At 69.1% G+C, this 24,455-nt stretch carries 28 protein-coding genes; 21 read left to right on the forward strand and 7 right to left on the reverse strand.

Annotated features, from left to right (window positions below):
* Window positions 1-87: 87 nt before the first annotated feature.
* From JJB11_RS17485 to JJB11_RS17495, 3 genes are all read left to right on the forward strand, one after another.
* Window positions 88-357: a hypothetical protein gene (locus tag JJB11_RS17485; protein ID WP_201174228.1), complete on the forward strand. Its 270-nt coding sequence runs from the start codon at window positions 88-90 to the stop codon at window positions 355-357.
* Window positions 358-538: 181 nt separating this feature from the next.
* The gene (locus tag JJB11_RS17490) at window positions 539-736 is read left to right on the forward strand and encodes a hypothetical protein (RefSeq protein ID WP_201174229.1); all 198 of its coding nucleotides are present in this window, start codon (window positions 539-541) and stop codon (window positions 734-736) included.
* A 67-nt stretch (window positions 737-803) separates the two neighbouring features.
* Window positions 804-1,238 carry a DUF192 domain-containing protein gene (locus tag JJB11_RS17495; protein WP_201174231.1) on the forward strand — a complete coding sequence of 145 codons (435 nt, stop codon included), beginning with the start codon at window positions 804-806 and terminating at the stop codon, window positions 1,236-1,238.
* Between the two features lie 111 nt (window positions 1,239-1,349).
* On the opposite strand, the gene JJB11_RS17500 is transcribed toward JJB11_RS17495, so the two are convergent.
* Window positions 1,350-1,931 carry a superoxide dismutase gene (locus JJB11_RS17500; RefSeq protein WP_201174232.1) on the reverse strand — a complete coding sequence of 194 codons (582 nt, stop codon included), beginning with the start codon at window positions 1,929-1,931 and terminating at the stop codon, window positions 1,350-1,352.
* A gap of 37 nt (window positions 1,932-1,968) precedes the next feature.
* Entirely contained in the window at window positions 1,969-3,273 is a 1,305-nt protein-coding gene (gene xseA, locus JJB11_RS17505; protein ID WP_377372022.1) for an exodeoxyribonuclease VII large subunit, read from the reverse strand.
* Window positions 3,274-3,642: 369 nt separating this feature from the next.
* On the opposite strand from xseA, the gene JJB11_RS17510 reads away from it, so the two are divergent.
* The 6 genes from JJB11_RS17510 to adk all read left to right on the forward strand — a co-directional run bounded on the left by JJB11_RS17510 (window position 3,643) and on the right by adk (window position 7,420).
* Window positions 3,643-4,275, forward strand: a complete 633-nt coding sequence (locus tag JJB11_RS17510) for a MotA/TolQ/ExbB proton channel family protein (protein ID WP_201174235.1) — start codon at window positions 3,643-3,645, stop codon at window positions 4,273-4,275.
* Window positions 4,272-4,700: an ExbD/TolR family protein gene (locus JJB11_RS17515; protein ID WP_201174237.1), complete on the forward strand. Its 429-nt coding sequence runs from the start codon at window positions 4,272-4,274 to the stop codon at window positions 4,698-4,700. The genes JJB11_RS17510 and JJB11_RS17515 overlap by 4 nt, the downstream gene beginning before the upstream one ends.
* On the forward strand, window positions 4,697-5,689 hold the full coding sequence (gene lpxK / locus JJB11_RS17520) for a tetraacyldisaccharide 4'-kinase (protein WP_201174238.1): 993 nt from the start codon (window positions 4,697-4,699) through the stop codon (window positions 5,687-5,689). The genes JJB11_RS17515 and lpxK overlap by 4 nt, the downstream gene beginning before the upstream one ends.
* Window positions 5,670-5,876, forward strand: coding sequence for a Trm112 family protein (locus JJB11_RS17525; protein WP_201174240.1), 207 nt, complete (start codon window positions 5,670-5,672; stop codon window positions 5,874-5,876). Before lpxK ends, JJB11_RS17525 begins: the two co-directional genes overlap by 20 nt.
* Window position 5,877: 1 nt before the next feature.
* Window positions 5,878-6,636 (forward strand): 3-deoxy-manno-octulosonate cytidylyltransferase, encoded by a 759-nt coding sequence (kdsB, locus tag JJB11_RS17530; RefSeq protein ID WP_201174242.1) that lies wholly within the window; start codon window positions 5,878-5,880, stop codon window positions 6,634-6,636.
* Window positions 6,637-6,760: 124 nt separating this feature from the next.
* Entirely contained in the window at window positions 6,761-7,420 is a 660-nt protein-coding gene (adk, locus tag JJB11_RS17535) for an adenylate kinase (RefSeq protein WP_201174244.1), read from the forward strand.
* A gap of 66 nt (window positions 7,421-7,486) precedes the next feature.
* Here adk and JJB11_RS17540 read toward each other — a convergent pair whose 3' ends face one another.
* Complete coding sequence (locus tag JJB11_RS17540; protein WP_201174246.1) at window positions 7,487-8,422, reverse strand: asparaginase; 936 nt, start codon at window positions 8,420-8,422, stop codon at window positions 7,487-7,489.
* Between the two features lie 66 nt (window positions 8,423-8,488).
* Between JJB11_RS17540 and lexA the strand changes: the two genes are divergently transcribed.
* Entirely contained in the window at window positions 8,489-9,163 is a 675-nt protein-coding gene (gene lexA, locus JJB11_RS17545) for a transcriptional repressor LexA (RefSeq protein ID WP_201174248.1), read from the forward strand.
* Between the two features lie 111 nt (window positions 9,164-9,274).
* Window positions 9,275-9,586, forward strand: a complete 312-nt coding sequence (locus JJB11_RS26110; protein WP_201964917.1) for a hypothetical protein — start codon at window positions 9,275-9,277, stop codon at window positions 9,584-9,586.
* A gap of 49 nt (window positions 9,587-9,635) precedes the next feature.
* Here the strand turns inward: JJB11_RS26110 and JJB11_RS17555 are convergent, their stop codons facing one another.
* The gene (locus JJB11_RS17555; protein WP_201174250.1) at window positions 9,636-10,151 is read right to left on the reverse strand and encodes a DUF1993 domain-containing protein; all 516 of its coding nucleotides are present in this window, start codon (window positions 10,149-10,151) and stop codon (window positions 9,636-9,638) included.
* A gap of 94 nt (window positions 10,152-10,245) precedes the next feature.
* Between JJB11_RS17555 and JJB11_RS17560 the strand changes: the two genes are divergently transcribed.
* From JJB11_RS17560 to JJB11_RS17595, 8 genes are all read left to right on the forward strand, one after another.
* Complete coding sequence (locus JJB11_RS17560; protein WP_201174252.1) at window positions 10,246-11,253, forward strand: D-2-hydroxyacid dehydrogenase family protein; 1,008 nt, start codon at window positions 10,246-10,248, stop codon at window positions 11,251-11,253.
* 85 nt (window positions 11,254-11,338) lie between these two features.
* Window positions 11,339-12,526: an MFS transporter gene (locus tag JJB11_RS17565; protein WP_201174254.1), complete on the forward strand. Its 1,188-nt coding sequence runs from the start codon at window positions 11,339-11,341 to the stop codon at window positions 12,524-12,526.
* A 123-nt stretch (window positions 12,527-12,649) separates the two neighbouring features.
* On the forward strand, window positions 12,650-14,170 hold the full coding sequence (locus JJB11_RS17570) for a 3-hydroxyacyl-CoA dehydrogenase (RefSeq protein ID WP_201174256.1): 1,521 nt from the start codon (window positions 12,650-12,652) through the stop codon (window positions 14,168-14,170).
* Between the two features lies 1 nt (window position 14,171).
* Entirely contained in the window at window positions 14,172-14,951 is a 780-nt protein-coding gene (locus JJB11_RS17575; RefSeq protein WP_201174258.1) for an oxepin-CoA hydrolase, alternative type, read from the forward strand.
* A 92-nt stretch (window positions 14,952-15,043) separates the two neighbouring features.
* Window positions 15,044-15,763, forward strand: a complete 720-nt coding sequence (locus tag JJB11_RS17580) for a Crp/Fnr family transcriptional regulator (RefSeq protein WP_201174260.1) — start codon at window positions 15,044-15,046, stop codon at window positions 15,761-15,763.
* 20 nt (window positions 15,764-15,783) lie between these two features.
* Window positions 15,784-16,890: a phosphotransferase gene (locus tag JJB11_RS17585; protein ID WP_201174262.1), complete on the forward strand. Its 1,107-nt coding sequence runs from the start codon at window positions 15,784-15,786 to the stop codon at window positions 16,888-16,890.
* 27 nt (window positions 16,891-16,917) lie between these two features.
* Complete coding sequence (locus JJB11_RS17590; protein WP_201174264.1) at window positions 16,918-18,192, forward strand: acyl-CoA dehydrogenase family protein; 1,275 nt, start codon at window positions 16,918-16,920, stop codon at window positions 18,190-18,192.
* A 170-nt stretch (window positions 18,193-18,362) separates the two neighbouring features.
* On the forward strand, window positions 18,363-20,345 hold the full coding sequence (locus tag JJB11_RS17595) for an O-linked N-acetylglucosamine transferase, SPINDLY family protein (RefSeq protein ID WP_201174266.1): 1,983 nt from the start codon (window positions 18,363-18,365) through the stop codon (window positions 20,343-20,345).
* Here JJB11_RS17595 and JJB11_RS17600 read toward each other — a convergent pair.
* A complete protein-coding gene (locus JJB11_RS17600) occupies window positions 20,335-21,015 on the reverse strand; it encodes a hypothetical protein (RefSeq protein ID WP_201174268.1) in 681 nt (226 codons plus the stop codon). The genes JJB11_RS17595 and JJB11_RS17600 overlap by 11 nt on opposite strands.
* On the opposite strand from JJB11_RS17600, the gene JJB11_RS17605 reads away from it, so the two are divergent.
* The gene (locus tag JJB11_RS17605) at window positions 21,014-21,772 is read left to right on the forward strand and encodes a glutathione binding-like protein (RefSeq protein WP_201174270.1); all 759 of its coding nucleotides are present in this window, start codon (window positions 21,014-21,016) and stop codon (window positions 21,770-21,772) included. The two genes, JJB11_RS17600 and JJB11_RS17605, sit on opposite strands and share 2 nt — an antisense overlap.
* Before the next feature lie 45 nt (window positions 21,773-21,817).
* Here the strand turns inward: JJB11_RS17605 and JJB11_RS17610 are convergent, their stop codons facing one another.
* Window positions 21,818-23,152, reverse strand: coding sequence for an MFS transporter (locus tag JJB11_RS17610; RefSeq protein WP_201174352.1), 1,335 nt, complete (start codon window positions 23,150-23,152; stop codon window positions 21,818-21,820).
* Window positions 23,153-23,300: 148 nt separating this feature from the next.
* On the opposite strand from JJB11_RS17610, the gene JJB11_RS17615 reads away from it, so the two are divergent.
* Complete coding sequence (locus JJB11_RS17615; protein WP_201174272.1) at window positions 23,301-24,263, forward strand: recombination-associated protein RdgC; 963 nt, start codon at window positions 23,301-23,303, stop codon at window positions 24,261-24,263.
* 35 nt (window positions 24,264-24,298) lie between these two features.
* Here JJB11_RS17615 and JJB11_RS17620 read toward each other — a convergent pair.
* Window positions 24,299-24,455, reverse strand: a 157-nt coding sequence (locus JJB11_RS17620; protein ID WP_201171588.1) for an integrase core domain-containing protein, incomplete at its 5' end; no start/stop codon positions are given.

The raw sequence follows: 24,455 nt of genomic DNA on the forward strand, positions 1-24,455 counted from the left end.
GTGTCAACCGGCCGCGTGACTGCCGCGTTGGCGGAGGGTCTGAATCATCAGGCACATTCCACAACGATAGCTCCGAAGGAAATCCAAATGACCAAGCTCCTCGCCGTTCTCATCGCCGGCCTGTTCTCCGCCGCCGTGTTCGCCCAGGCCACCCCGGCCACCCCCGCGACCCCCGCCGCGCCCGCCGCCAAGGCGGAAGTGAAGGCCGACGCGAAGAAGGAAGAGAAGGCTGCCGCGAAGACCGAGAAGAAGGAAGAAAAGGCCGCCGCCAAGACCGAGAAGAAGGCCGACAAGAAGGTCGCGAAGAAGGACAGCAAGAAGGCCGCCGCCCCCAAGGCCGAAGAAAAGAAGTCCTGATCCGACTGCTTTCCTGCTACATCGAAAGGCCGCCTCCGGGCGGCTTTTTCATGGGCGGTCGCCGAATCGGGCGCGTGCTGCAAACGAGCTGTCAACCCGGCCGTCACGCGCGCCGTTACGGTAGGGCCAGCCCGCTTCGGGGTGGCACAAAAGAAACCACATCCACCTCGAAAGGACTCTCATGAGCAAGCTGCTGGCCGCCCTGGTCGCTACCGTTTTCGCCGCTTCCACCGCCTTCGCCGCCGACGCGCCGGCCGCCGCCGCCTCTGGCGCGAAGCCCGAAGCCAAGGTCGAAAAGAAGGCCGAGAAGAAGTCTTCCAAGAAGGCCAAGAAGTCTTCCGCCAAGAAGGAAGAAAAGAAGGAAGAGAAGAAGAGCTGAGCCACGGCTCGCCTCACGATGCCCGCCTGTGCGCGGGCATTTTTCTTGGCGGCATGAGAATACGCCCATGAAGAAGTTCATCGCCCTGGCGGTCGCCCTGCTCGCCGCCGCTGCTTTCGCCCAGGAAGCCCAGACCAACCTGCCCCGCGTGAAGCTCATGGCTGGGATGCACGTCATCGACGCCCAGGTGGCCGCGACCGACGACCAGCGCATGACCGGGCTCATGTTCCGCAAGGAGATGCCCCAGCACGAGGGCATGCTGTTCGTCTTCGAGTACCCGTCGCAGCAATGCTTCTGGATGAAGAACACGCTGCTGCCGCTGTCGGTGGCGTTCGTGGCGGACGACGGCACCATCGTCAACATCGACGAGATGAAGCCGCAGACGCTGGACTCGCACTGCTCCGTGAAGCCCGTGCGCTACGTCCTGGAAATGAACCAGGGCTGGTTCAGCAAGAAGGGCATCAAGGCCGGCGCGAAGCTCGAAGGCCCGCCCTTCAAGTGACGCGCGCACGCGGGAGCGCGTGAGCTCCGCGCCCGCGGCATCCCGTGCCGCGAGCCGCACAATGAAAAAGGGCCGCAGCTGCGGCCCCTGGCATGTATCGCGTGCGGCGGATCAGCCGAAGTTCTTCGCGACGAAGTCCCAGTTCACCAGCTTGTCGAGATAGGTCTCGACGAACTTCTGGCGCAGGTTGCGGTAATCGATGTAGTACGCGTGTTCCCACACGTCGACGGTCAGCAGCGCCTTGTCGGCGGTCGTCAGCGGCGTGCCTGCGGCACCGGTGTTGACGATGTCGACACTGCCGTCCGCCTTCTTCACCAGCCAGGTCCAGCCGGAACCGAAGTTGCCGACCGCGGACTTCACGAAGGCGTCGCGGAAGGCCTGGTAGCTGCCCCACTTGCTGGTGATCGCCTGGGCCACCGCGCCTGTGGGCTCGCCGCCGCCATTGGGCTTCATGCAGTTCCAGAAGAAGGTGTGGTTCCACACCTGGGCGGAGTTGTTGTAGATCGCGCCCGAGGACTTCTTGATGATGTCCTCCAGCGGCATGTTCTCGAACTCGGTCCCCTTCTGCAGGTTGTTCAGGTTCGTCACGTAGGCGGCGTGGTGCTTGCCGTAGTGGTACTCGAGCGTCTCCTTCGAGTAGTTCGGCGCCAGGGCGTCGATCGGGTAAGGCAGCGGGGGCAGGACGTGTTCCATCTTCTTCCTCGGTGGGGTTGTGGTTCGAAGCGCGATTCTAGGGACGATTCTGCGCCGCCGGAGCGCGCACCTGGAGATCAACCTCGCCGTCCGCAAGGGCGGCACGCAGCGCCTGCCCCGCATGGGCCTGCGTCACGCTCGTGATCATGTGGCCCGAGGTCGCGTCGGTGAGCAACGCGTAGCCGCGCTGCAGGACCAGCCGCGGATCGAGCAGCTTCAGGCGCAGTTCGAGGCGTTCGCACTGGCGCCCGGACCGCTCGATGCGCGCAGCCGCGCTGGCGCGGACGCGCTCGCCGGCGGCGAGGAGCTGGTCGTTCGCACGCTGCAGGCGCGCCGCGACCGCGAAGCGCAAGCGCTGAGCCTGGCGCTCGATGCGCAGGTGTTGCTGGGCCGTGCGCGCCGAGGGACGCCCGAGGTGCGCCGCCGCCTGGTCCAGCCGCTGGCTGGCACGGTCGATGCGGCGCAGGGCCGCCTCATGCAGGCGCTCCTGCATCATGCCCAGCGCGGCGAGCCAGGTTTCCTGCGGCTGGGCCGCGAGTTCCGCGGCAGCGGTGGGCGTCGGTGCACGCAGGTCGGCGCAGAAATCGGCGATGGTGAAGTCGGTCTCGTGGCCCACGCCACTCACCAGCGGCACGGGGCTCGCGACGATCGTGCGCGCGACCTGTTCGTCGTTGAAGGCCCAGAGGTCCTCGATGGAGCCGCCGCCGCGCACCAGCAGGATCACGTCCAGCTGTCCCGCTTCGGCTGCGCGGTACAGGGATCGCAGCGCCGACACCAGTTCGGCCGGCGCACCGGACCCCTGCACCGCTGCGGGCGCGAGCACCACCGGAATGTGGGGCGCGCGTCGCCGCAGGCAGGTCACCACGTCGTGCAAGGCGGCAGCGCCGAGCGACGTCACGATGCCGATGCCTCGGGGCAGCAAGGGCAGATCGCGTTTGCGCGCGCCGTCGAACAGGCCTTCGGCCTCGAGCTTCGCCTTCAGGCGCAGGAACTGCTCGAACAGCGCGCCCTGACCTGCGCGCCGCATGCCCTCGACGACGAGTTGCAGGTCGCCTCGTGCCTCGTACACGCCGAGCCGGCCGGTCACTTCGACGAGTTCGCCATCGCGTGGCGCGAAATCGAGCAGGCTCGCGGAACGGCGGAACATCGCGCAGCGCACCTGGCCTTGCGGGTCCTTCAAGGCGAAGTAGCAATGGCCGCTGGCCGCGCGCGAGAAGCCCGTGATCTCGCCGCGGACCGCGACGGGATTGAAGCGGGTCTCGAGTGCGTCCGCGACGGCGCGGCAGAGCGCCCCGACGGCCCACACCCGGCGTCCGCCGGCTGCGGGGACTCCGTCCGTCAGCAAATCGACCGCCTCTCCGGGTAAACCCGATGGAAATTCATCCACAGCGCGCATGTTTGGGTGAACGAGCGGCCGGTGCCCGTGCGGATGCTGATTCTTCCGAGCAAGTGCTTGATTCGAAAGGCTTTTTTCCTGCTCATTTCGTCATCGTTCTGTCATGCGCGAGCATTGGCGCGGGCCGGGAGGCTGGGGAGGGCCGCTTCTCAACAAAGTTATCCACACATTTTGTGAGTGTCGTCCTACGGCCACGCGGCGAAGTCCTACGGGAGCGGACCAGAGTCCTACAGGTGCAAACGTCCGCCATAATCCGCCGCACACGATGCGCGCAAGCGCTCGTTCCAGCAGTAGAGACCCCGGCGGAGGACCCGTTTGCTTTCGATCATACAAGCCGCAGGCTGGCCGATCTGGCCGCTCGTTGCCTGCTCCATCCTCGCCCTCGCCCTCATCATCGAACGCTTCCTGAGCCTCAAGACCGCCCGCGTCGCGCCTCCGCGCCTGCTGGACGAGGCGCTCGCCGTCTCGCGGACCTCGGTGCCCGCGCCCGATGTCGTCCGCCAGCTCGAGCAGAACTCGGCGCTCGGTGAAGTCCTGGCGAGCGGCTTCCGCGCCCTGAACTCCGACCCGCGTTGCACCGAGGCGGACCTGCGGGCCAACATGGAGAGCACCGGGCGCGCCGTCGCGCACCGCCTGGAGCGCTACCTCAATGCGCTGGCCACCGTGGCCTCCGCCGCGCCGCTGCTCGGGCTGCTGGGCACCGTGATCGGCATGATCGAGATCTTCGGCTCGCAGGGCGCAGCCGGCGGCGCCACCGGCGCCAACCCGGCACAGCTCGCGCACGGCATCTCGGTCGCGCTCTACAACACGGCCTTCGGGCTGATCGTGGCGATCCCCGCCCTGATCTTCTGGCGCTACTTCCGCGGCCGGGTCGACGAGTACCTGCTGACCCTGGAGCTCGCGGCGGAACGCTTCGTGCGCCACCTGAACCACCTGCGCCGCGCATGAACTTCCGTCCCCGCGTCAAGGATGAACCGGAGATCAACCTGATCCCGTTCATCGACGTGCTGCTGGTGGTGCTGATCTTCCTGATGCTCACCACCACGTACAGCAAGTTCACCGAGATGCAGCTGAAGCTGCCGGTGGCCGACGCCGACGCGCAGCGCGATTACCCGCGCGAAGTGATCGTCGCCGTCTCGGCCGACGGGCACTACATGGTGAACAAGCAGGCGGTGGATGGCCGCACGCCGGACTCGCTCGCGGAATCGCTCTCCGACGCAGCCAAGGCGGGCAAGGACTCGGTCGTCATCATCAGCGCCGACGCGACGGCCACGCACCAGTCGGTGATCACCGTGATGGAAGCGGCACGCCGCATCGGCCTGACGCAGATCACGTTCGCCACGCAGTCTTCCGCGCAGGCCGGCCACAAGTGAGCGCGCTGCAGCGCGCCTGGCTGCGCCGCGGCGCGGTGGCGCGGCTGCTCTATCCCGTGTCGCTGGTTTACGGCGCGCTTGCCGCGCTAGCCCGGCACTGCTACGCCGCGGGATGGAAACATCGCGAGCAGCTGCCGGTGCCCGTCATCGTCGTGGGCAACGTCGTGGCCGGAGGCGCCGGCAAGACACCCGTCGTGCTGGCCGTCCTCGAGCATCTGGCCGCGCGGGGCCTTGCCGCCGGTGTCGTGTCGCGCGGCCATGGCCGCAGCGCCAGGGACTGCCGCGAAGTCCTCGCCGACAGTGCGCCGGAGGGCACGGGCGACGAGCCGTTGCTGGTGCGACAGCGAAGCGGTGCGCCCGTCTTCGTGGCGCCGCGCCGCGCGGAGGCGGGACGGGCCTTGCTGCGTGCGTATCCGGCGACGCGGGTCATCGTGAGCGACGATGGCCTGCAGCACCACGCGCTCGTGCGCGACGTCGAAATCTGCGTCTTCGACGCGCGTGGCATCGGCAACGGCTGGCTGCTGCCCGCCGGGCCGCTGCGCGAACCCTGGCCGCGTCCGGTGGACCTGGTGCTGCAGCACGGGCATCCGGCAGGAGTGCCCGGCTACGCCATGGAGCGACGCCTCGCAGCGCACGCCGTGCGCGCGGATGGCAGCATGATCGCGCTGGCCGACCTGCGCGGCACACCGGTGCACGCGCTCGCCGGCATCGCGCAGCCCGGAGCCTTCTTCACGATGCTGGGCGCCGCTGGCCTCACGCTCGCCGCCAACCACCCCTTTCCCGACCACCACGATTTCGCCGGCCTGTCCGGCGTACCGGCGCAGGCGACGCTCCTGTGCACGGAGAAGGACGCGGTGAAGCTGTGGCGCATCCGGCCCGATGCCTGGGCGGTGCCGCTGGAGGTGCGCATCCCGACCGCGTTCTGGCAGGAGTTCGATCGGCTGCTGGACGCCCGGCTATCATCCCTGCATGGATCCTCGCCTGCTTGAGCTGCTGGTGTGCCCGGTCACCAAGGGCCCCCTGGACTACGACCGTCAACGCCAGGAACTCCTGTCCCGCAGCGCGCGGCTCGCCTATCCGATCCGCGACGGCATCCCGATCCTGCTGGAGGAAGAAGCGCGCACGCTGTCCGACGAGGAACTGGAGCGCCTGCCCGCGCGCACGCCGCTGGTGTAGCGTGGGTTTCACGGTCCTGATCCCCGCGCGGCTGGCCTCCACGCGCCTGCCGGACAAACCCCTGGCCGATATCGCCGGCGTGCCGATGGTGGTGCGCGTGGCCCAGCGCGCCGAGCAGTCGGAAGCCGCGCAGGTGGTGGTCGCCGCCGACAGCCCCCGCATCGCCGACGCGTGCAGCCGCCACGGCGTGCGCGCCGTCCTCACGCGCAACGATCATCCCTCGGGGAGCGATCGCCTGGCCGAAGCCTGCGAGCTCCTGGGCCTGCAGGACGACGACGTCGTGGTCAACGTGCAGGGCGACGAGCCGCTGATAGCCCCGGCGCTGATCGACGCCGTGGCGCACCTGCTGGAGCGGCGCCGCGATGCGAGCATGAGCACGGCCGCGCACCCGATCGCGAGCGTCGAGGAGTTCCGCAACCCGAACGTCGTGAAGGTGGTGCTGCAGTCCGACGGCCTCGCGCTCTACTTCAGCCGCGCGCCCATCCCGTGGTGGCGCGACGGCTTCGCGGCCGGCATCACCGCCCTGCCCGAGCCCGCACCCTTGCGCCACATCGGGATCTACGGGTACCGCGCGGGCTTCCTGCGCACCTTCCCGCGCCTGCCGCAAGCGCCGGTAGAGAGTTGCGAGGCCCTGGAGCAGTTGCGGGCCCTTTGGCACGGGCATCGGATCGCGGTGCACGTGACGCCGGACGATCCCGGCGCGGGCGTGGACACCCCCGAGGACCTGGAGCGCGTGCGCTCGTTTTTCGCGGCCGGCTGAGCCCTCCGCTGTCAGTTCCACGGAGGGGGTGCGTGATATCCTCCGCGGCAACAGGTGCGACGGCGGCGCGGGAGGCGCTGCCCGCAGCGCCGCGAGCGATTCCAAAACTCCATCCGAGGACCCCATGAGACTGATCCTGTTGGGCGCGCCAGGCGCCGGCAAGGGAACACAGGCCACCTTTCTCTGCCAGAAGTACGGCATCCCGCAGATCTCCACGGGCGACATGCTGCGCGCCGCCGTCAAGGCCGGCACGCCGCTCGGGCTGGCAGCCAGGAAGGTCATGGACTCGGGTGCGCTCGTGAGCGACGACATCATCATCGGGCTGGTGCAGGAGCGCATCGCCCAGGCGGACTGCGCGCGCGGTTTCCTGTTCGACGGATTCCCGCGCACGATCCCGCAGGCCGAGGCGATGAAGACCGCCGGCGTGAAGATCGACTACGTGCTGGAGATCGACGTGCCCTTCGCCGCCATCGTGGAGCGCATGAGCGGCCGCCGCTCGCACCCCGCCTCGGGGCGCACCTACCACGTCAAGTTCAACCCGCCGCGCATGCAGGGCGTCGACGACGTCACGGGCGAGCCACTGATCCAGCGCGACGACGACCGCGAGGAGACGGTGCTCAAGCGCCTGCAGGTTTACTCCGACCAGACGCGCCCGCTGGTGGACTACTACGCGAACTGGGCCAAGGCCGATCCGCAGAACGCGCCCAAGGTCCGCAAGATCGACGGGCTCGGCACCGTCGAAGAGATCACCGCGCGTGCACTGGCCGCCCTCGGCGGGAACTGATTCGCCGGCGCACCGGCGGGCACGGGCCGCTTCGCGCGGCGCAGCCACTGCGAGGCCGCGCCCGCCTCACTTCATCAGCTCGAGCATCAGCGCGATCCGCGCCTTGACCGGCGACAGTCCGTCGGCCCCAGGCAGGCGATCGCCAGGCTGCGGCGGCACGCGCCCCTCCGCACAGCGGCTCGCGCGCCGCACGGCCACCCCTTGCTCCTGGGCGCGCATCAGCGCCTCCTCCAGCGCCTCGTGGACGGTGCCGTTGCCGGTGGCTGCAACGACGAGGCCCGCGACGCCGTCGCGCACCAGCGCGTCCACCAGCGCGCCACTCGCACCTGCATGGCTGAAGACGATCTCCACGCGCGGCCACTGCGGCGACAGCGGCAGCGACGCCGCGCTGCGCAGCGCGACGCCTTGCGGCCAGGCCCGCAGCACGCGCAGGCGCCCCTCTTCGATCCAGGCCAGCGGACCGGCGTCGCCCGAGGCGAACGCATCCAGCCGGTAGCTGCGCAGCTTCTGCACATCCGCCGCGGAATGCACCCCGCCGGCGAACGCCACGCACACGCCTTGCGCCAGCGGCGATGCGGCAACGGCGATCGCATCGACGAGGTTCTGCGGGCCGTCCGCTGCCGCTGAAGTGGCGGGGCGCATCGCGCCCGTGAGCACGACCGGCTTCACCGGTGCCAGCACGCACTGGAGGAAGAACGCGGTCTCCTCCATCGTGTCCGTGCCGTGCGTGACCACGATGCCGTCGACGTCCTGCTGCGCGAGCCAGTGCGCGCAGCGCTCGGACAGCGCGCACCAAGTCGCGAAGTCCATGTCCTTGCTGTCCATCTGCGCGACCTGCTCGCACTGCGCCGCCACGCCTTCGGGCAGCGTGACGCCCGCGAGCAGGTCCGCCACGCCGACCTCGCCAGCCCGGTAAGCCAGGTTGTCCTGGGCCGACGCGGCGCGCCCGGCGATGGTGCCGCCGGTGCCGAGGACCACGATTGTTCTTTGCCTCACTTGCATTCCCGGCCAAACTGTTCAAAAATACAGATACTGGATATCAACACAGTGCCTCCCGAGGAGCCCGCGATGATGGACACACCGAAGCTGACGCCCCGCCAGCAACAGATTCTGGACCTGATCCAGAGCGCCATCGCGCGCACGGGTGCGCCGCCTACACGGGCGGAAATCGCGGCGGAGCTCGGCTTCAAGTCGGCCAACGCGGCGGAGGAACACCTGCAGGCGCTCGCGCGCAAGGGCGTGATCGAACTGGTGAGCGGCACTTCGCGCGGCATCCGCCTGCAGAGCGAAGCCCTGCGCTCCATCCACGAGTCGCGCATCAAGCAGTTCCAGCTGCCGCTGCAAGGCCTGGCCCAGCTGGCCCTGCCCCTGGTGGGCCGGGTCGCGGCGGGCTCGCCCATCCTCGCGCAGGAACACGTCGACCAGACCTATTACGTCGAGAGCGGTTTGTTCCAGCGGCGCCCCGACTACCTGCTGAAGGTGCGCGGCATGTCCATGCGCGACGCCGGCATCATGGACGGCGACCTGCTCGCAGTGCAGTCCACCAAGGACGCGAAGAACGGCCAGATCATCGTCGCGCGCCTCGGCGACGACGTCACCGTCAAGCGCTTCCGGCGCAACAAGCACCTCATCGAGCTGCATGCGGAGAACCCGGACTACCCCACCATCGTGGTGGAGCCCGGGGAGCCCTTCGAGGTGGAGGGCGTGGCCGTCGGCCTCATCCGCAACACCATGCTCATGTAACCCCCCGCGGCGATCGCAGGTGGCAGGCGTATGGCGGGCATCGCCATCACCCTGCGGCCGCCGCATGTCCGAGTGAATCCTGCCTGTGTCCTGCACCGAAGGAGCTGTCACATGGCAAACGCACTTTTCCTCCCGCTCACCAAGCTGTTCACCGCCGTCGAATCGCTGGTCTACTGGTTCTCACCCCGGCCGCAGCCGAGCGCGACCCTGCCCTCGCGCGCGCCTGCGCAAGCGGCGACGGCCAGGGCCGCCACGCCGCTGCGGGTCGTGCGCGTCGTGGAGCCGAGCGCCCCGCGCACGGTCGCGGGCCGCATGGTGATTTCCGGACGTCTCGCCGATGTGTGCGCCGAGCTCGACCGGCTCGCCGCACTGGAGGCAGGCAATGAGCCCACCGCGCTGCGCTCCGCAGTCGGATGGCGCTGAGGCCACGCTCGGGTGCCGCTGGCGCCAAGGGCGCCAGCGGCCGTGGCGATCAGCGCTGCGCGCCGGCCAGGTAGTCCGCCTTGCCCAGGTCCACGCCGTTGTGCCGCAGGATCGCGTACGCGGTCGTCACGTGGAAGAAGAAATTGGGCAGCACCCAGGTGGTGAGGTAGGCCTGGGAGGTCATGGTCCGGGTGGCGTCACGGCCGACGGGGAAAGTCACTTCCTTGTTCTCCGTGCCCTCCAGTTTCGCGGCGGGCACGGTCTCCAGGAACGCCAGCGTCTTCTGGATGCGCGCCTTCAGCTCGGGGAAAGTCGCTTCGTTGTCCTCGAACTTGGGCGCTTCGATGCCTGCGATGCGCGCGACGCCGTTCTTCGCGGCGTCGCAGGCGATCAGGATCTGCCGGGTGAAGGGCAGCATGTCCGGGGCCAGGCGCGCCGTGGCCAGCACGGCCGGTTCGAACTTGCGGGCCTGAGCGCTTGCCTCGCCCTTGTCCAGGATGTGCGAGAGGTTGCGCAGCATGTGCTGGAAGACGGGGACACTGGCGGTGTACATCGAAATGGCCATCGAGGCGCTCCTGCTGTTGGGAAAGCGTGGATGCTAGCGCTCCTGCGCGAGCCCTGCAGCGGCGGCGGCCGGGAGCCAAGGCACAATCGAGGGAATGAACATCGTGATCCTCGACGATTACCAGGACGCCGTCCGCAAGCTGCAGTGCGCGTCCAAGCTGGAGGCCTACCCGGCCAAGGTCTTCACCAACACCGTCAAGGGCATCGGCCAACTCTCCGTGCGCCTGCGCGACGCGGATGTGATTGTCTTGATCCGCGAGCGCAGCGCCATCAGCCGCCAGCTGATCGAGAAGCTGCCGCGCCTGAAGCTGATCTCGCAGACGGGCCGCGTCGGCGCGCACATCGACATCGAGGCGTGCACCGAGCGCGGCATTGCGGTGGCAGAAGGCGTCGGTTCGCCGATCGCGCCCGCCGAACTGACCTGGGCGCTCATCATGACGGCCATGCGCCGCCTGCCGCAGTACATCGCCAGCCTCAAGCACGGGGCCTGGCAGCAGTCCGGGATGAAGGCGGCGTCCATGCCGCCCAACTTCGGCGTGGGCATGGTGCTGCGGGGCAAGACGCTCGGCATCTGGGGCTACGGCAAGATCGGCCAGCTGGTGGCCGGTTACGGCAAGGCGTTCGGCATGCGCGTGCAGGTCTGGGGCAGTCCCGAGTCGCGCGCGAAGGCGGAGTCGGACGGCCTCATCGCGGCGCCGAGCCGGGATGCGCTCTTCACCGAAAGCGACGTGCTCAGCCTGCACCTGCGCCTGAACGAGGAGACCTTCGGCATCGTGAAGCTGGAGGACCTCAATCGCATGAAACCGACGGCGCTGATCGTCAACACCTCGCGCGCCGAACTGGTGGAGCCGGAAGCGCTGATCGCCGCCTTGAACCGTGGCCGGCCCGGGATGGCGGCCATCGACGTGTTCGAGAGCGAACCCATCCTGCAAGGCCACGCCCTGTTGCGGCTGGAGAACTGCATTTGCACGCCGCACATCGGCTACGTGGAGCAGGAAAGCTACGAGCTGTACTTCGGCGCCGCCTTCGACAACGTGGTGAATTACATCAAGGGCACGCCCACCAACATCGTCAATCCCGGCGCGCTGCAGGTACGGCGCTAGGAGCCGGCGGCAGGAAAACAAGCCTGCGCAGGCTCCTGGGGTTATTCGATTCGGCGAAGATGGGCGGCCCCGCCCGCCACGACCCATGTCCTCCACCACCCTGACGGCCTCGCCTGCCACCGACCGCCTGCCCGCGGTGCTGTGGCCGATGCTGTTCGGCAATTTCGTCATCGGCAGCGGGGTCATGACCGTGGCGGGGACGCTCAACGAGATCAGCTCCGGCCTCGGGGTGCCCGTGGCCACGGCGGGCGTGCTCATTTCCGCCGGTGCCGTGCTGATGTGCGTGGGCGCGCCGCTGTGCGCCGCCCTCGTGGCCGGATGGGACCGCCGCCGGCTGCTGGCCCTCTCCATGGTGTGGTACGCGCTGCTGCACCTGGCCTGCGCCTTCGCACCGGACTTCCGCAGCCTGCTCGTGCTGCGGGTGCTTGCGCTGGTGTCACCCGCGATCTTCACGCCGCAGGCCGCGGCGTGCATGGGCCTGCTGGTGCCGCCCGACCAGCGCGGGCGCGCGATCACCTTCATCTTCCTGGGCTGGTCCGTCGCTTCGGTGCTGGGCATGCCGATAGCCGCGTACGTGGGCGGCACGCTCGGCTGGCGCAGCGCCTTCGGCGTCGTCGCCGCCATGAGTGCGGTGAGCGCGCTGTGGGTGTGGCGCGCGATGCCCGACGGCGTTCGTCCGGCCGCCCTGTCCCGCGCCGCCTGGGCCGAGACCTTCCGCTCGCGCGCGCTCATGACCTGCGTGCTGGTGACGGTGCTGTATGCGGCCGGGCAGTTCGTGCAGTTCTCGTATTTCGCCCCCTACTTCCGCCAGAAGCTGGACCTCTCGCCGACGGCGCTGAGCCTGTACTTCATGTGGTTCGGCGCGTTCGGCCTGCTGGGGAACGTCGTCATGTCCCGCACGATCGACCGCGTCGGCGCCGCGCGCGCCGTGATGGCCGGCATCGCCCTCATGGCCGTGAGCTTGCTGCTGTTTTCGCTCGGCACCACGTTCTGGCTGGCAGCCCTCGTGAGCGTGCCGTGGGCCCTGGGCTGCTTCTCGTCGAATTCGGCCCAGCAGGCCCGGCTGGTGGCCGTGGCGCCGGCGCTCGCCGCTGCGTCGGTGGCGCTCAACTCCTCGGCGATGTACGCGGGACAGGCGATCGGCGCCGCCACCGGGGGCTGGCTGATCGCGCGCGGCGCCATGGATTCGCTGCACTGGGCCGGCTTCGCCGGACTGCTCGCGGCGATGGTGGCGAGCGCGCTGGCCACGCGCTTCGCGCGCCGGGCGGGCTGAGGAGGCCTGGCCGGCGCCGCCGGTCCTGGAGCTCATCGGCGGAAACGGGAGAGCCGGCGGCGCGGCCGCTCCCCCGCCAGAATCTCCGCGGGGCGCTTGCGGCGACGCACCGATAATGGCGCGATGCAGACTCGTTACAAGACGACAGGCGTCGCCGGAGCCGGCGCCATGGGACGCGGCATCGCACAGATCGCCGCGCAGGCGGGCAGCGTCGTGCGCCTCTACGACACGCAGCCGGAGGCCGTGCAGCGTGCCATCGCCGAACTCGGCAAACAGTGGGACCGCCTGCTGGAGAAAGGCCGGATGGACGCGGCCGCCGTGGCCGCGGCGAAGGAACGGCTGCTCCCGGCCACGAACCTCCAGGACTTCGCCGATTGCGACCTGGTCGTCGAAGCCGTTGTCGAACGACTGGACGTCAAGCGCTCGCTGTTCGCCCAGCTCGAAGGCATCGTCGGGCCCGACGCCGTGCTGGCCACCAACACCTCGTCGCTCTCGGTGACGGCGATCGCGGCCGGCCTGCAGCGTCCGCAGCGCTTCGCCGGCTATCACTTCTTCAACCCGGTCCCTCTGATGAAGGTGGTGGAAGTCATCGCCGGCCTGCGCACCGCGCCCGAGGTCTGCGAGGGACTCACCGCGTTCGCGCGGGAGATGGGCCACACCCCGGTGCAGGCCCAGGACACGCCGGGGTTCATCGTCAACCACGCCGGCCGCGGCTACAACACCGAGGCGCTGCGCATCGCCGGCGAAGGGGTCGCCGATTTCGCCACCATCGACCGCATCCTGCGCGACCAGGTCGGCTTCAAGCTCGGCCCCTTCGAGCTGATGGACCTCACCGGACTCGACGTGTCGCACCCGGTGATGGAGTCGGTGTACCGGCAGTACTACGACGAGGCGCGCTACCGGCCCAGCGTGATCACCGCGCAGCGCCTCGCGGGCAACGTGCTCGGACGCAAGACGGGCGAAGGCTTCTACCGCTACGTGGACGGCAAGGCGCAGGTCCCGCCGGAGCCGCCGGTGCCGCAGGTCGCGGAGCTGCCGCCGGTATGGGTCTCCACGCGCGCCGCCCGCCGCGCCGAGCTGTACCAGTTGCTGAAGGACCTCGGCGCCAAGGTGGAGACCGGCCAGTCGCCCTCGCTGCAGGCGCTGACGCTGGTCGCACCGCTGGGCTTCGACGTGACCACCGTTGCAGTCGTCGAGCGCCTGGACCCGGCGCGCACCGTCGGCATCGACCTGCTGGTGGAGGACGCTGCCACCAAGCGGCGCGTGCTCGCGACCAATCCCGCCACCCGCAGCGACATGCGCGACGCGGCGCACGCCCTCTTTGCACGCGACGGCAAGGCCGTCAGCGTGATCCGTGACTCGGGTGGCTTCGTCACCCAGCGCGTCGTTGCCACCATCGTGAACATCGCCTCCGACATGTGCCAGCAGCGCATCTGCACGCCGGCCGACCTCGAGACCGCCGTCACGCTGGGACTCGGCTACCCGATGGGGCCGCTCGCGATGGGCAACCGCTGGGGCCCCACCAACGTGCTGGAAGTGCTGTTCAACATGCAGACCGTGTACGGCGACCAGCGTTACCGCCCCAGCCCGTGGCTGCGCCGGCGCGGCGCCATCGGGCTGTCGCTGCTGCAGGAAGAGGCCTGATATGGCTGCGGAACTGAAGAGCGCGAGCGAGGGCCGCACGATGGTCCTCACGATCAGCAACCCCGACCACCGCAACGCCCTGGGCCCGGAGGTCTACGCGGCCGGTGTCGAGGCGCTCAACGCCGCCGACAGCAATCCGGAAGTGCGCAGCGTCGTCATCACGGGCGCGGGCACGACCTTCTGCGCCGGCGGCAACCTGCAGCGCCTGCTGGACAACCGCGCGAAGCCCCCCGAGGTGCAGGCCCAGTCCATCGAAGGGCTGCACGGCTGGATCGAAGCGATCCGCACCTTCCCGAAGCCGGTGATCGCCGCGGTGGAAGGCGCCGCGGCCGGCGCCGGCTTCTCGCTGGCGCTCGCCTGCGACTTCGTCGTGGCCGCCGAGAACGCCGTGTTCGTCATGGCGTACAGCAACGTGGCGCTGTCGCCGGACGGCGGCGGCACCTGGAGCCTGGCGCGCGCCCTGCCCCGGCCGCTCGTGAGCGAACTGCTCATGTGCGGGGAGCGCATAGTCAGCGCGCGCCTGCAGCAGCTCGGGCTGGTCAATCGCGTGGTGCCCGCGGGCAGCGCCCTGGCCGAGGCGCTCGCGCTGGCGTCCCGCCTGAACGAGCGCGCGCCCAACGCCCTCGCGAGCATCAAGGAATTGCTCAACGAGGCTCCCGAAGCTTCCCTCACCGCGCAGCTCGCGCGCGAACGCGAGCACTTCGTGCGCAACCTGCACCACGCCAATGCCGGCGTGGGCATCCAGGCCTTTCTCTCGAAACAGCCGCCGCGGTACTCCTGACAGCGGCGCGACGCGCAGGTGACAACCCTGAGCGTCGCGCCCGGTCCCGGACGCGACAATGCCCCAGGCGCCAGTCGCTCACAAGACAGACCATGGACGAGCCCATTCTTACCATCGAGGAACGCGCAGCGATCAACAACGGTCGCTGGTTCTCCTCCCTCTCGCCCTCGTTACGCCACGACATCCTGCGATGCGCCTTCGTCAAACGCTTCAAGGATGGCGACCTGATCTGCGCGCGCGGGGATCCGGCCGAATTCTGGAGCGCCGTGGCACGCGGCTCGGTGCGCGTGAGTTCGACCTCGATCACCGGCAAGCAGGTGACGCTGCAGTACGTCGAGCCGGGCATCTGGTTCGGCGACATCGCGATCTTCGATGGCGAGCGGCGCACGCACGACGCCTATGCGCATGGCGACACCACGATGCTGATGGTCTCGCGCGCGGACCTGCAGAAGATCCTGTCGCAGCACGTCGAGCTGTACGAGGCGCTGCTGAAGCTGCAGGCGCGGCGCATCCGCCAGCTGTTCGGGCTGGTCGAGGACCTCAACACCCTGCCCTTGCGGGCGCGACTGGCCAAGCAGCTCGCGCACCTGGTGCGCAGCTACGGCGTGCCCTCGCTCGCGAATGGCGGCGAGGTGCGCATCGGCCTGCAGCTCGCGCAGGAGGAACTGGCGCAGCTGCTGGGCGCGTCGCGGCAGCGCGTGAACCAGGAGCTCAAGCAGATGGAGCGCGAGGAAGTGATCCGCATCGAACCGGGCGGTCTGGTGGTACGCAATCGCGAAGCGCTGATGCACATCGTCGAAGCCGACGACTAGAACGACACCGAGACCAGGCCATGAGCGACAACTACGAGCATTTCGTCGGCACCCGGGCCGTCTCCGACCAGCACGCCTTCGACACGGGTGCGCTGGTCGCCTGGCTGGAGCGGAACCTGGACGGCTTCCGCGGGCCCCTGACCGTGGAGATGTTCAAGGGCGGCCAGTCCAATCCCACCTACAAGCTGGTCACGCCGACGCGCAACTACGTGATGCGTGCCAAGCCGGGGCCGGTCGCCAAGCTGCTGCCTTCGGCGCACGCGATCGAACGCGAGTTCGCCGTGATGCGCGGCCTGCACGGCACCGGCGTACCGGTTCCGCAGATGTACTGCCTGTGCGAAGACGAGTCCGTGATCGGCCGCGCCTTCTACGTCATGGAGTTCATGGAAGGCCGCGTGCTGTGGGACCAGGCGCTGCCCGGCATGACGCCGCCGCAGCGCGGCGAGATCTACGACGAGATGAACCGCGTCATCGCCGCCCTGCACACCGTGAAGTTCGCCGAGCGCGGACTCGCGAACTACGGCAAGCCTGGCAACTACTTCGATCGCCAGATCGGCCGCTGGAGCAAGCAGTACAAGGCTTCCGCGGACGGCGTCGGCCCGATGAGCCAGCCGATCCCGGAGATGGAGCGGCTGGTCGAATGGCTGCCGGCGCACATCCCCGCCGCGGCACGCGACGAGAGCAAGGTCGCTATCGTGCACGGCGACTACCGCCTGGACAACCTGATGTTCCATGCCAGCGAGCCGCGCATCATCGCGGTGCTGGACTGGGAGCTGTCGACCCTCGGCCATCCGCTCGCCGACTTCAGCTACCACTGCATGGCCTGGCACATCCCGCACGGCTCCTTCCGCGGCATCGGCGGGCTGGACCTCGCAGCGCTGGGCATTCCCGGCGAGGACGAATACATCCGCCGTTACTGCGACCGCACCGGCCTCGCCACGGTCGCCGACCTGAAGGCCGACTGGAACTTCTACCTGGCCTACAACATGTTCCGCATCGCGGCCATCCTGCAGGGCATCGCCAAGCGCGTGGAGGCCGGCACGGCCTCGAGCGCACAGGCCGTCGCCTCCGGCAAGACGGCGCGCCCGATGGCGGAACTCGCCTGGTCCTTCGCGCAGAAGGCCTGACCCCTTTTCATCCCCGGGAGCACGCACATGGACTTCGACTACTCCGACAAGACCAAGGAACTCCAGGCGCGCCTGCAGAAGTTCATGGACGACTACGTCTATCCGAACGAGAAGACGTATAAGCAGCAGCTGCAGTCCAACACCGAGGCCGGCAAGCGCTGGACCCCGCTGCCCATCATCGAGGAGCTCAAGCCGAAGGCGCGGTCCGCGGGGCTGTGGAACCTGTTCCTGCCGGTGGACACCGCCGAGGCCTCCGGCTACAAGGGCGCGGGCCTCACGAACCAGGAATACGCGCCGCTGGCCGAGATCATGGGCCGGGTGCCGTGGTCGTCCGAGGTGTTCAACTGCTCGGCGCCGGACACCGGCAACATGGAGACCATCGCCCGCTACGGCTCCGACGAGATCAAGGCGCGCTGGCTCAAGCCGCTGCTGAATGGCGAGATCCGCTCCGCCTTCGCCATGACCGAGCCGGAGGTCGCCTCGTCCGACGCGACGAACATCGCGACGCGCATCGAGCGCCAGGGCGACAGCTACGTGGTGAACGGCCACAAGTGGTGGATCTCCGGTGCGGCCGACCCGCGCTGCAAGGTGTTCATCACCATGGGCAAGACCGATCCCGACGCGCCCCGCCATTCGCAGCAAAGCATGATCGTCATTCCGGGGGACACCCCCGGCATTCGCATCGTGCGTCCGCTGAACGTGTTCGGCTACGACGACGCACCGCACGGGCACGTCGAGATGTACTTCGAGAACGTGAAGGTGCCGGCCGGCAACATCCTGCTGGGCGAAGGTCGCGGCTTCGAGATCGCACAGGGGCGCCTCGGCCCCGGGCGCATCCACCACTGCATGCGCCTGATCGGCCTCGCCGAGCGCGCGCTGGAGCTGATGTGCCGCCGTTCGCTGTCCCGCACGGCCTTCGGCAAGACCGTGGCGCAGCAGACCGTGACGCAGGAGCGCATCGCCGAGGCGCGCTGCAAGATCGACATGGCCCGCCTGCTGACGCTGAAGGCGGCGTGGATCATGGACCTGGCGGGCAACAAGGTGGCCCGCACCGAGATCGCGATGATCAAGGTGGTGGCGCCTACCATGGCCTGCCAGGTGATCGACTGGGCGATGCAGGCGCATGGCGGCGGCGGCGTGTCCGACGACTTCCCGCTCGCGAGCGCCTATGCCGGCGCGCGCACGCTGCGCTTCGCCGACGGCCCGGACGAAGTGCACCGCAACGCGATCGCGAAGTGGGAACTGGGCAAGTACGGCGCCTACGGCAAGGACGCGTCGGCGCCGGTGACGCGCGGGGGCTGAAGCCGCTGGCGAACGCGAGGGTTCGTGACAGAAACGGACAGGCCGCGCACAAATGGACATCCGAAGCCGGATGTCCGTTGCGACCTCTTCGTCCGGCGGTCCGCCTTCTCCCGTTGCGGCGCACGTCGCTATAGTGCGGTGCCCCGGAGTGATGAAGGAAGACCCACCGAATGCTTGCGCCACTGAAGGACGCTTGGGATGCGCTGGACCGCGATGATTTCCGCTTGGCCGAAGCGCGGGCGCGCGAGGCGATCGCGCGCGATGCCCAGGATGCCGAGGCGCTCTACCTGCTTGGCAGCACCTTCCTCTTCGAAGGTCGGCTGCCGGAGGCGCTGGCCCCGCTGACTGCCGCAGCCGCGCGGCTGCAACGCCGCGGCGTCGGGTACCGCCTGGGACACTGCCAGTTCGGCCTGGGGGATCTCGCCGGCGCGGAAGCCAGCCTGCGACGCGAGGCGCAGGCCTATCCGCAGTCCGCCGATGCCCAGAATACGCTCGGGAGCGTGCTGTCCGCCCAGGGCCGCCATGCCGAGGCCCTCGAGGCCTTCCAGGCGGCGCTGCGGGTGAATCCCGCGCACGTGGAGGCCCTCGTGAACGCGGGTACGGCCTTGCACACGCTCGGCAGGCACGCGGAGGCCTTGCCCCTGCTCGAACGGGCCGCCGCCGCACAACCAGGGTTCGCCCACGCGCACCTGAACCTGGGACTGGTGCAACACGCGCTGCAGCGCTACGAAGAGGCTGCCGCCAGTGTGGGCCGCGCCCTGGCGATCGACCCGGACCTGCCTTATGGCCTGAGCTCGCAGGTCTGGGCCGAGCTGTTTGCCTGCGACTGGCGCGCCATCGGTCCGCACATCGCCGCGCTGCGGGCCCAGGCGCGCGAGCAGCGGGTGCCCGTCTCGCCCTTCATGCTGCTGGCCGTCACGGATTCGCCCGCCGAGCAACTGCAGGCCACGCAGGTGTACCTGCGGGACAAGGACTTCGGCGAGCGGCCGCCGCTCTCGCGGCCAATGCGCACGCGTGCGCCCCGCATCCGCATCGCCTACCTGTCGTCCGACTTCCACCAGCACGCAACCGCGCAACTCATGACGCGGTTGTTCGAGCTGCACGACCGCAGCGCCTTCGAGGTGATCGGGCTGTCGACGGGCGTCAACGACGGCAGCCCGATGCGCGCGCGCCTCGAGCGGGCCTTCGATCGCTTCATCGACGTGGAGCGTGCGAGCGATGCACAGGCCGCGCGGCAGATCGCGGACCTCGGCGTGGACATCGCCATCGACCTGAAGGGACACACCGAAGGGTCGCGCATGAACATCCTGGGCTGGCGGCCCGCGCCGGTGCAGGTCACCTACCTCGGCTATCCCGCCACGGTGGGCGCGCCCTACATCGACTACGTGCTCGCCGACCGCGTGGTGATCCCGCCCGAGCAGCAGCGCTTCTACACGGAGCGGGTCGTGTGGCTGCCGGACAGCTACCAGGTGAACGACGACCGGATCGTCGTGCCGCCCGCGCCGCAGTCACGCGCCGCGCACGGCTTGCCCGCGCAAGGCTTCGTGTTCTGCGCCTTCAACAACGCCTACAAGCTGCGGCCGGAGACGTTCGCGCTCTGGCTGCGGCTGCTGCGCGGGGTGCCGGGCAGCGTGCTGTGGCTGCTGGCGAACAACCCGGCGATGGAGCGCCGCCTGCGCGAGCAGGCCGGCGCGGCGGGCATAGCCCCGGAGCGGCTGGTGTTCGCGCCCAAGCTGCCCCTTGGCGAGCACCTCGCGCGGCACGCGTGCGCAGACCTGTTCCTCGACACCCTGCCCGTGAACGCGCACACGACGGCGAGCGACGCGCTGCGCGCCGGCGTGCCGATGGTCACCTGCATGGGCCACACCTTCGCTGGCCGCGTGGCGGCGAGCCTGCTGCTCGCGCTGGGGCTGCCCGAACTGGTCACCGACAGCCTGGGGGACTACGAGGCGCTGGCTCTGAAGCTGGCGCTGCAGCCGCAGGCGCTGGCGGAGGTGCGCGCGAAGCTCGCTCGCAACCGCGCCACCAGCAGCCTCTTCGACACGGCGCGCACCTGCCGGCGCATCGAGGCTGCCTACCGCATCATGTGGGAGCGGCACCTGCGCGGCGAACCGCCCGCGGCGTTCGCCGTCGAGCCCGCGGCTACTTCCTGAACGCCCGCAGCGCGTTTTCGCAGGCGCTCACGAAGATGTCGGTCGCGTGGTCGAGCGTGCCCATGGCCGGCGGGGCGTACTGCATGCGCAGGTAGCACTTGCCGCGCAGCAGGACGATCATGAACGGCACCTGCGCCGAGGGCGAGGGCTCGGGCCAGGACATCAGCTGCTTGACCAGGTGGTCGTCCACCCAGGCGAGCGCATGTTCGCGCGTGTCCGAGAGCACGGCATAGCGGGTCCAGAATGCGTCGCCCGGGCCCTCCCAGCCGATCTCGTCGTACATCGCCAGCCAGCGCATCTCCTCGGGCAGGCGCGGGTCGGCCGTCGTCTGCAGCGTGTCCGTGATCATGCTGTAGGCGCGCCGCTCCAGCACTTCCTTCAGCGGGCGGTTGATCACCATGGCGCCGACCTGGTCGGACACGGCGATCTCCGCGCGTGCGCGCAGTTCCTCGCCGCTGATGTAGTCGCGCGTCGGGCGTCCGAGCTCCATGCGCCAGGGCCGGTTGCCCACCTTGCCCTGCATCGTCATCGAGCTGCCGAGCGCCGCACCGGAGAAGGTCATCCCGCGGGTGGCCGCCCATTCCGAGACCGGCCCGTGCGCCTGCGCGAGCACGCTGTCGGGGTGATCCCTCGAATCACGCAGGAAGGCTTTCTTGATGCGGTCGAACATGCCACCGAGCTTTCGCCTAAAGTGCAGGGATTATGAACTGAAACATAAGGTTACGCCGTTGTCCGCCATCGACGTTTACTCCTGGCCCACGCCCAACGGGCACAAAGTCCACATCATGCTGGAGGAATGCGGACTGGCCTACCGGGCCATTCCCGTGAACATCGGCGCTGGCGAGCAATTCCGCCCCGACTTCCTCGCGATCAGTCCGAACAACAAGATCCCCGCCATCGTGGACCCGGACGGCCCCGACGGCGCGCCGATCTCGCTGTTCGAGTCGGGCGCCATACTCGTGTATCTCGCCTCGAAGACGGGCCGCTTCCTGCCGGCGTCGGATCGCGCGAAGTTCGAGGTGCTGCAGTGGCTGATGTTCCAGATGGGCGGGGTCGGCCCGATGCTCGGGCAGGCGCACCACTTCCGCCTGTATGCGCCTGAGAAGATCCCGTACGCGATCGACCGCTACACCAACGAGGCGCGCCGCCTCTATGGCGTCATCGACCGGCGCCTGTCGCAAAGCGAGTGGGTCGGGGGTGCGGAGTACTCCATCGCGGACATCGCCACGTTCCCGTGGCTGCGCAGCTGGCAGAACCAGGGCATCGTGCTGGACGAGTACCCGCACCTGAAACGGTGGTTCGACACGGTCGCCGCGCGCCCCGCGGTGCAGCGCGGCGTGCAGGTGCTGGCGCACCTGCGCAAGCCGATCACCGACGACAAGGCGCGCGAGAACCTGTTCGGCTCGACGCAGTACCAGCGGCACTAGCAGGCGCGTGGCCAAGGCCACGACCCTGCCTCGGCCCCCGGAACGCTAGGCCCGGCGAATCCGCAAGCTGCTGAACAGCGATCCGACCGCGGCGAGCGCGGCGCCAAGCCCGAGCGCGATGGAGCCTCCGGTGCGCACGCCGGCGACGCTGAAGATCAACGCCAGCAGCACCGCCCCGAGCGACTGGCCCGTGAGGCGCGCGGTGCCCAGCATCCCGCTTGCGGCGCCTGCCCGCTTCAGGGGCGCGCTGGTCACGATCGTGTGGTTGTTGGGCGTCTGGAACAGCCCGAAGCCCGCACCGCACAAGGCGAGCGGCAAGGCAATGCGCCAGGTGGACGGATGCGCGGGCAGGACGGCGACCAGGGCCAGCCCCACCGCGAGCAGCGCCAGCCCGAACCCGCCCAGCGCACCACCGCCGACGCGATGGATCAGGCGGCCCGCCAGCGGCGCGAACAGCACGATCGCGGCCGGCCAGGCGGTGATCAGCAGGCCCGCTTCGAAGTGGCTGCGGCCCTGGCCCTCCAGCAGCAGGAAGGGCAAGGCCACGAACGCCAGCGTCTGCGCCGCGAAGGCGCTCACCGACGTGCACATGGACAACGCGAACACCCGGATGCGCAGCAGGTCCACCGGCAGCAGCGGCGCGGGCTGGCGCCACATCCTGCGCACGTAGAAGGTGCCGACCACGACGGCGCCCGCCAGCAGCAGCGCGGGTAGCGCGAAACCATGGCCCCCCTGCACGCCGCCTTCGCTCACCCCGAGCGCGTCCGCGCCCAGGAAGACCAGCGAGAAGGTCGCGATGTTCAGGACGACGTCGAGCGGATGCAGGCGCGGGCCGGTCGCGGCCGACGTGTTGCGCGGCAAGGCCCGTCGCCCCAGCACCAGGACGACCACGCACAGCGGGATCTGGATCAGGAACAGCCAGGGCCAGGAGGCGACGGACAACACCAGCGCCGCGAGGCTGGGCCCGGCGACCGACGACGCCGCGACGACCATCGAGTTGAACGCGAGGCCGCGCCCCAACATGCGGGACGGATAGGTGAGGCGCACGAGGGCCGCATTGACGGCCATCATGCCGGCCGCGCCGAGGCCTTCCAAGGCCCGCGAGAGTTCGAGCAGCAGCAACGACGGTGCGACTGCGCAGGCCAGGGAGGCGATGGTGAAGACCACCAGGCCCACCATGTACACGCGGCGGTAGCCCACGCGTTCGCCGATCTTCGCGCAGGGCAGCAGCAGCACGAGGGTCGCGAGCTGGTAGGCGTTGACCACCCACACGGCATCGGAGGCCGACGCGCCGAAGTGGCGCGTGATGTCCGGCAGGGCCAGGTTGACGATGGTGCTGTCGAGAACCGAGAGCGCGATCCCCATGAGGATCGCCGCCATCGCCCAATACCGCTCCGGCGCCGGCAGGCCGTCGGCGACGGCGGCAGCGCCCTGTTCCACTCTCTGTTGCACCGGCGGCAGTCTAACCGCGTGCGGGAGTCCTTGCGGCGCCCACTAGAATCGCGCCCTTTGGCAGTATCGGATTCCCATGTTCAAGAGCGCGTGTTTTTTCCGCATCGCCGACGATTTCCAGTTGCCCCCCCTCGACGCCCTCGAGCGCGTCCTGCACAAGGCGCGCTTCGTTGCGTGCGGCCCGACGCAGCCCGAGTCCACGGGCTGGGTGCCGCCGCGCGGCAACAAGAGCAAGGTGCTGGCTGAACTGGTGGGCGGCCATCTCGTGCTGAAGCTGTGCACCGAGAAGCGGGCCGTGCCCTCTTCCGCCATCAAGTCCGCCGTGGAGGAGCGCATCGAGCGTTACAAGACGGAGACCGGCAACGAGCGCGTGCCGGCGAAGCTGAAGAAGGAATTCAAGGAGGAGGTGCTGCTGGACCTGCTGCCGCGCGCCTTCAGCAAGCGCATCACCACCCTGCTCTGGCTGGACCCGAAGTCGAAGATGCTGGTGGTGGATGCAGGCAGCCTCGCCGCCGCCGACCGCGTCGTGTCCTCGCTGCTCGCGGCCCTGCTCGAAGTGCCCGGGGCCGGCCCCGCGCTGGACCTGCAGCTGGTGCATACGCAGAGCTCGCCCGCGGCATCCATGTCGCACTGGCTCAGCACGCGCGAGGCGCCCTGGCGCTTCACCGTCGACCGCGACTGCGAACTGAAGGCCGCCGACGAACAGAAGTCCGCCGTGCGCTACGCGCGGCACACGCTGGACATCGACGAAGTCGCGCAGCACATCGCCGCGGGCAAGGTGCCGACGCAGCTCGCCCTGACCTGGAACGACCGGGTGTCCTTCACGCTCACCGACGCGGGCCAGATCCGCAAGCTGAAGATGCTGGACGTGGTGGTGAAGGAGGCCGAGGACGCGAAGGGCAAGGACGACGACAACTTCGACGCCAACGCCGCGATCCTCACGGGGGAGCTGTCGCAGCTGATCCCGGACCTGCTGGAGGCGCTGGGCGGGGAAGCGGAAGTGGGGGCGCAGGCTGAGGCGGAGGCCGTGGCCGCCTGAACGCTGACCGCCCGGAGGGTGTCGAAATATGCGCGCTAGCTGTCGAATCTCAGGAGGTTGTTCACAGCACGGATCCGAGACATGGGCGGCCTGTGATTAAGAGCGGAGTGTGGTCGCAGCCAGTTGTAGCGGTCAATGAAGGGCTGCAAAGCGGCTTCGCGTTCGGCTGAGCTCTCGTAGGGTCGTACATAG

Source organism: Ramlibacter ginsenosidimutans (assembly GCF_016654015.1).
GTDB lineage: Bacteria > Pseudomonadota > Gammaproteobacteria > Burkholderiales > Burkholderiaceae_C > Ramlibacter > Ramlibacter ginsenosidimutans.